This is a genomic window from Nostoc sp. (assembly GCF_036918245.1).
GTDB lineage: Bacteria > Cyanobacteriota > Cyanobacteriia > Cyanobacteriales > Nostocaceae > Nostoc.
The window spans coordinates 1-6,358 of the sequence record NZ_JBALEF010000063.1; the positions used below are offsets into that span (position 1 = coordinate 1).

Sequence of the window (6,358 nt, forward strand, 5' to 3'; positions counted from 1 at the left end):
CTTACCCTTTAATGACGAAACCACGGCATGAGTTACGTAAGCAATTGCAAACTGCTTAAACCACAAGCCTTGGGGCTTTTCTTAGTGCCATTCGGTTATAGGTCATTGCGTAGGTTTCCCAAGCATATGCGTAGGTTTCGCAACCGTAATTGTGGTAGAAGAGGTCACCAGCTACAAGGTCTGTTGGTGCGAGACTAACAGCGTCGCACACTGCCAATGGTGACTCCTGAACTAGTGCGATCGGTCGCCAAATATTAATCAAAGCAAACCTTGATTGCAGTAGTTCATCAGTGTTATCTATCCCCTGCTCTGTCAAAACCTTGCGTGCGAGAGTATAGCCAGATTTGGCTGTAAAGTCGTTATGTACCCACTTAACTGGTTCCCCGATTTCGTTCTCACCCAGATGCCTGAACTGAACGTTACGGAGAGTACGATCGAAGATGAAAATCTGAGTTGCACCTGTTACATCTTTTAAGAGTTGCTTGGCTTCAGGATAATAGACGTTCCAAATCTCACCTCCGTCATAGAAATTGCTGACCTTGCTTTGATGTGCAGCAAATCCGAAGCCTTCCCGATCTAGGGATACTTTTTGTGAGATCGCTCGTGCATTATGAACTGGCAATCTATGTGTCTCGAACTTCCCGTTGGAGCAGGGAACTCCTGGTTGCTCGCAGGCATAGTAGACAAACCTTTCTGCCATTGGGATGAGGTAGGTCAGTTCTACCTCAACGCACGGTAGGTCAAGTAAAAAACGATTGTTTAGGCTCATTGTTTCATCCTTTTTGTCCATTAAATAATTATTGTTCAATTTAAAAAATTATTGTCCAAGCACGCGTGTAGCTAGAACGCTCACCTAACAACACTTATAGCAGACAGACTCCTCGACTATTCGGTAGTACTAACGCTCTTCCATCACTCTGGTCAAAGAAAAATCTCAGCCAACTTTTAAACAATAGACAGAAACTAAGTTTGGAGCTTTATTTTCTAACATTATGGGTAAAATCATCTCTTTTGCCTGAAAGTGTTGTCTAGTAAGGATTATTGTTTTATTCTCTGGTGAGAGTGATGAAAGAGCGATATATGAGTCATTTTGCCGTTTTTGCCAAAATTTTTATAGGCTCTTATTTTGGCTGGCGAAGTTTCTGCAATGGGGTATCGCTTGTGTTGAGGGGGTATTGGTTGATTGGGAGGAGTAACGCGATGGCGTACCCGCCCGCCAAGAGTGCGATCGCACTTCAATTACTGGCATATTCCAGCACTCGTTCCCATTATCACAACAGGTAAAATCTGATCTGATTGTTTAACTAAATTAGAAGAAGAGATAAGTTGATTATCTGCAGGCTAGACTAAATAGCCGACCTCAAATGAAAAATAGGGGATGTGATTGAACACAAGTTCCCTATTAATAGAAGCACCAGAGTGGAACCACTAACTATCGTCTGCCATTTATAAGTGTTTTGGCGTGTAATTCTAGTAAAGTTTTTGATAAAAAATGACTATAATTTCTACATCTGAAGCGAAAAATTCTGGCAGCTATCCACCAGGGCCAAAAGGTCACTTCCTTTTAGGTTCTCTTTTCGAGTACAACAGCGATTCGCTAAACTTTCTAAGTAAGTGTGCCCAAGAGTACGGTGATGTAGTCTTCTGCAAGGGTTCATTGTTTTAATTTTATCTGCTCAACCATCCAGACTACATTCAGGAAGTGCTGGCAACAAAGAGCAATCAATTTGGCAAATCCCCCAGGTGGGAATGGACTCGGCGGCTATTAGGCAACGGAATATTGACAAGTGAAGGAGAGTTTTGGCAGCGCCAACGACGACTAATACAACCAGCTTTTCAGCGAGAGCGCATTTTTGCTTATGGGCAGGTTATGGTTGACTATACCCAACAGCTACTTAACTCCTGGGAAGATGGCGAAACTCGTGATGTTTATGCAGACATGTTGGCGCTGACACTGGAAATTATCGCTAAAAGCCTGTTTCAGGTTGACGAAAAAGAAGCAGTGGAAGTGATAGGCAAGGCCCTGAAAAATAGTATTGAGTATTTTGAGGCTCCCTCAAATAACTTGTTCTTATTTTTACTTCCAGATTGGTTTCCCACTTCTAAAAACCTGAATTATCTCAAAGCAGTGCAATCGTTAGATAATGTAATTTATACCACACTCAACCAACGTCGAGCCAGCGGTCAGGACAAGGGTGATTTGCTTTCGATGCTGCTGCAAATCCAGGATGAAGATGGGATAAAAATGAGTGACAAACAGATACGAGATGAAGTGATAGGCATGTTGATAGCGGGTCGCGAAAGCACTGCCCTAGTCTTGTGTTGGACGTGGTATTTGTTATCACAGCATCCCGAAGTCGAATCGAAGTTGTTAGAGGAATTACAAACAATTCTAGGTGGACAGGCACTGACAATTGCTGACCTGCCTCAATTGCGTTATACCGAGAGAGTGGTTATGGAAGTGATGCGGTTGTATCCGCCTGTTGCGACAGTAGGTCGCACAGCCTTGCAAAACTGCGAAGTAGCTGGTTATCCTGTGCGTGCAGGTGATACTATTATGATGAGCCAGTGGGTGATGCATCATGACCCACGTTATTTTGATAATCCCGAAGCCTTTAACCCTGATTGCTGGGAAGGAGATTTGATAAAACGGCTACCAGCATTTGCCTATTTTCCTTTCAGTGGGGGGCCAATGATTTGCATTGGCAAATCTTTTGCAATCATGGAACTAGTTTTGCTGCTAGCGACGATTGCCCAGCAGTTCCGGTTGAAGCTAGTGCCAGATCAAAAAGTAACCCTGTGCAATCCCTTTCTTGTGCGTCCTAAAAACAGGATAAAAATGTTGCTTAATAAGCGGTAATTCTCGTAAATCAAAGGGTTTAAGACCTCAACCATTACAGGTAATATCATTTTCAGTTGGGGTTTAAATCCTATCTGTTTGCATGGCGTACCGTAGGTAAAATGTCTTTAATTTTGTTAGCGCAGCGTAAAGCCTTCGGTATGGCTTCGCTTAGAGCGAGTCTGCGAGCGTCATTTTGAATTTTGAATTGTTAATATGTTGGGTGCATTAGTGACAGCGTATTACACTTTGCCAAATAACAGATTTTTTGGCGTTGCTGAATTAAATTATGAATCACCCGATCACCTCCAGCTTACGGGGCAACAATAATTTAAAGGTTTCAAAACCAAATATTGGTTTATGAGTGTTTGTTTAGACAATTTAAAAAATCCTCTAGATAAATTTTCAACTTTCGTAGAACTACTATGTTACAGAACACAAATTCAGCCAGAACAAAAGGCTTATACCTTTCTAGTAGATGGAGAAACTGAAGAAATCAGCTTGACTTACTCTGAACTAGACCAAAAGGCACGAGCTATTGCTGTTGTACTACACAGTTTAAAAGCTACTGGAAAAAGAGCAATCTTGCTTTATCCACCTGGACTAGAATTTATTACTGCTTTTTTCGGGTGTCTGTATGCAGGAGTTGTTGCCGTTCCTGTTCCTTTAGTGCAACGCAAGGAGCGTATGACCCGGTTGCAAGCTATTATGGCTGATGCAGATGCAACTTTTGTACTCACCACAACATCTGTTTTCACTAATAATATTAAACGCAGCTTAAAAGAAGAATCAGAATTATCAGCGTTATATTGCATAGCTACTGACAGTATTACCTATGATCTTGCTTCTGATTGGCAGGCTCCCAAGATTAGCAGCAACACATTAGCATTTCTTCAATATACTTCTGGCTCTACTGCAACACCGAAAGGAGTGATGGTGAGCTATTCGTCACGGGTCGGCTTAAAGACATCATTGTGCTCAGAGGTAGTAATCACTACCCACAAGATATCGAACTTACTGTAGAACAAAGCCATCCAGCCCTGCGATCAAGTGCTAGTGCAGCTTTTTCAGTTGAAGTTGAAGGGGCTGAACAGCTGGTTGTTGCTTGTGAGGTAGAGCGGAGTTACCTACGAAATTTGGAATCTGATGAAGTCACTCTAGTAAGTTTGCTCAACGGGGCTTGGCGGAGTCGTTGCGTGGCGAACTTAAGTTGACAGGAGTTAATGTCTCGATTGTCTATCCTCCCGATACTGATACCCCACAACTTGAGGAGGAAAATAAGACGAAGCCTATGGAGACAAAAATGATTACCGGCACTGCCAAGACTTGGAGTGCTGAGGGAGTAGCTTTTGAGATTGTCCAAGGTATTAAGAAGAAATCGTTTGCGATTACTCCTGGATTGGAGATGAAGTTAATTGGCAACCTGCACAGTCTGTTAGGCCCTGGTATTAATTGGTACATGGATCGGATTATTGCCAAAACTCGCCGTTCCTCTATCCTGAGAACACCTCATAAAGGAAAGGCAACTGAAACCATCTGAGGTTTCATTTGGCACGTACAAGTAAAAGCAGGAAAGTAAATCATGATTGAAGAACAGCAAGTTATTAAAATTATTCCCAGTCCTCTTGAAAGACTGTTTGACCAGCTAACAGCGAAGTTAATACCATTGATTCCACAGTGGATAAAACCCAATCTCATTACTGTTGTGGGTTTTCTTATTGGGATGTTTGCGACTATTTCTTACTACCTCGCAAGTTTTCATAAAATCTGGTTCTGAATTGCTGCGATCGCTGTGTTTTTACATTTTGTAGCAGATAGTCTGGACGGAAGTTTAGCTCGTGAACGTAACTTGACATCAAAAAGAGGTGAATTTCTCGATCAAATTCTGGATGCTATTTTTTTCGCCGTTCTACCTATAGGAATTGGCTTCTCTTCATACGCTATTTTTGAAGTTGTTATGTTTAGCGCCATTTTAGCTGACCTGCATAACTTTTTAATTATGCTTTGGATTCTTCTACGTAAAAAATTTTTGTTCCCTGGAATTGGAGTATTTGAGTATCACTTAATTTTTATTTTGGGAGCTGTTTTATCATACTTTTGGCAAGGTAGTATCCTCACACTAGGAAATTATTCATTAGGGTGGTTTGATATTATAGTAATTATTGCAGTTCCGCTTTCAATCATAGATTTTTGCATTTCAGCCTCTAAGCTTTTTGGGGAGCTGGAAAATTTTTAATCTACTCCGAAAATATAAGCCCAGTTCAGAAGATAACAATAAAACCTTTTTTTCTATATTTTTAATGAGAGAAAATCAAATATTGTTTAATGTAAATAATTCATTACATAATACATATAAATCATCGAATATAGTCGATATTTTGTGCTACCGGGCGCAGCACCAACCGGAAAAAATTGCATATACCTTTTTACAAGATGCCGAAACAGAATCTGGAACTATAACTTATCAAGAGTTAGATCGACAGGCACGGGCGATCGCAGTTAAGCTACGATTCATTCTAACTGCTGGCGATCGCGCTTTACTGCTCTATCCCTTCACAGATACTTTAGAATTCATCGCTGCTTTCTTCGGGTGTCTATATGCTGAAGTTATAGCTATGACTGCTTATCCACCTCGACCAGGTAAGTCGCTGTCTGACTTAGAGAGGGCTGTAGTAGATGCCCAAGCGATTTTAGCGCTCACAACGACATCCTTCTTAGACAAGATAGAGCCTTGGAGTGTTCAGTATCAAAAATTAGCTGCGTTGCGTTGGCTGACTACTAACAATATTGACAGAACTCTAGCTCATTCATGGCAGAAGCCATTAGTAACTAGCAACTCCTTGGCATATCTCCAGTACACTTCAGGTTCTACTGGAACACCAAAGGGAGTAAGAATAAATCATGGCAACCTGATGCACAATTGTGCCTCGCTTAATAACTGCTTTGGTAACATATTACACAGCACTGGATTGTCTTGGTTGCGAGCATATCACGATATGGGATTAGTTGCTGGGGTAGTCTTACCAGCTATTTATGCAGAAAGTCCGACAATACTGATGTCACCGATAGCATTTTTCAAAAAGCCTTTATCTTGGCTGGAGGCGATTTCTCGCTATAAAGTTAATATTAGTGGCGCACCCAATTTTGCCTATGATTTGTGTGTTTCTAGGATTACTCTTAAACAAAAAGAGAATCTCGATCTGAGCAGTTGGGAGATAGCTTCTACCGGAGCGGAGCCGATTCGCGCCGAGGCACTAGAGAGTTTTACAAAGAGTTTTGAGATATGTGGTTTCAGAAAGGAGGCATTTTACCCCTGCTATGGAATGGCTGAAGCAACTTTAATTATTTCTGGAGGCTTAAAGACAGCTCTACCTATTGTTTACCACGTCGATGGAACAGCACTTGAGCAAAATCAGGTAGTAGCAGCGTAAGGATTCAGGTCTAATATTTAGGAAGCAGTGATGGCCGAGACAGATAATTATTAGAATTAGCCAGCAGTGCTTGTGCAAAAAAGTCAAT

Annotated in this window: 9 protein-coding genes; 8 read left to right on the forward strand and 1 reads right to left on the reverse strand. The window is 41.4% G+C overall.

Features of this window, described 5'->3' with window-relative positions:
• Positions 1-55 precede the first annotated feature (55 nt).
• A complete protein-coding gene (locus V7L12_RS17820) occupies positions 56-769 on the reverse strand; it encodes a CmcJ/NvfI family oxidoreductase (RefSeq protein WP_335086154.1) in 714 nt (237 codons plus the stop codon).
• Positions 770-1,492: 723 nt separating this feature from the next.
• Here V7L12_RS17820 and V7L12_RS17825 point away from each other — a divergent pair.
• The 8 genes from V7L12_RS17825 (at position 1,493) to V7L12_RS17855 (ending at position 6,270) form a co-directional block, all read left to right on the forward strand.
• Positions 1,493-1,666 carry a hypothetical protein gene (locus tag V7L12_RS17825; RefSeq protein ID WP_335086156.1) on the forward strand — a complete coding sequence of 58 codons (174 nt, stop codon included), beginning with the start codon at positions 1,493-1,495 and terminating at the stop codon, positions 1,664-1,666.
• 6 nt (positions 1,667-1,672) lie between these two features.
• Positions 1,673-2,860, forward strand: a complete 1,188-nt coding sequence (locus V7L12_RS17830; protein ID WP_335086166.1) for a cytochrome P450 — start codon at positions 1,673-1,675, stop codon at positions 2,858-2,860.
• A gap of 339 nt (positions 2,861-3,199) precedes the next feature.
• The gene (locus V7L12_RS17835) at positions 3,200-3,862 is read left to right on the forward strand and encodes an AMP-binding protein (RefSeq protein ID WP_335086157.1); all 663 of its coding nucleotides are present in this window, start codon (positions 3,200-3,202) and stop codon (positions 3,860-3,862) included.
• A complete protein-coding gene (locus tag V7L12_RS33245) occupies positions 3,814-4,053 on the forward strand; it encodes a hypothetical protein (protein WP_442947897.1) in 240 nt (79 codons plus the stop codon). Before V7L12_RS17835 ends, V7L12_RS33245 begins: the two co-directional genes overlap by 49 nt.
• Positions 4,032-4,379 (forward strand): hypothetical protein, encoded by a 348-nt coding sequence (locus V7L12_RS17840; protein WP_335086159.1) that lies wholly within the window; start codon positions 4,032-4,034, stop codon positions 4,377-4,379. The genes V7L12_RS33245 and V7L12_RS17840 overlap by 22 nt, the downstream gene beginning before the upstream one ends.
• A gap of 42 nt (positions 4,380-4,421) precedes the next feature.
• Positions 4,422-4,616: a hypothetical protein gene (locus tag V7L12_RS17845; RefSeq protein ID WP_335086162.1), complete on the forward strand. Its 195-nt coding sequence runs from the start codon at positions 4,422-4,424 to the stop codon at positions 4,614-4,616.
• Between the two features lie 9 nt (positions 4,617-4,625).
• Entirely contained in the window at positions 4,626-5,075 is a 450-nt protein-coding gene (locus V7L12_RS17850) for a CDP-alcohol phosphatidyltransferase family protein (RefSeq protein WP_335086168.1), read from the forward strand.
• An 82-nt stretch (positions 5,076-5,157) separates the two neighbouring features.
• Positions 5,158-6,270 carry an AMP-binding protein gene (locus V7L12_RS17855; protein WP_335086164.1) on the forward strand — a complete coding sequence of 371 codons (1,113 nt, stop codon included), beginning with the start codon at positions 5,158-5,160 and terminating at the stop codon, positions 6,268-6,270.
• Positions 6,271-6,358 lie beyond the last annotated feature (88 nt).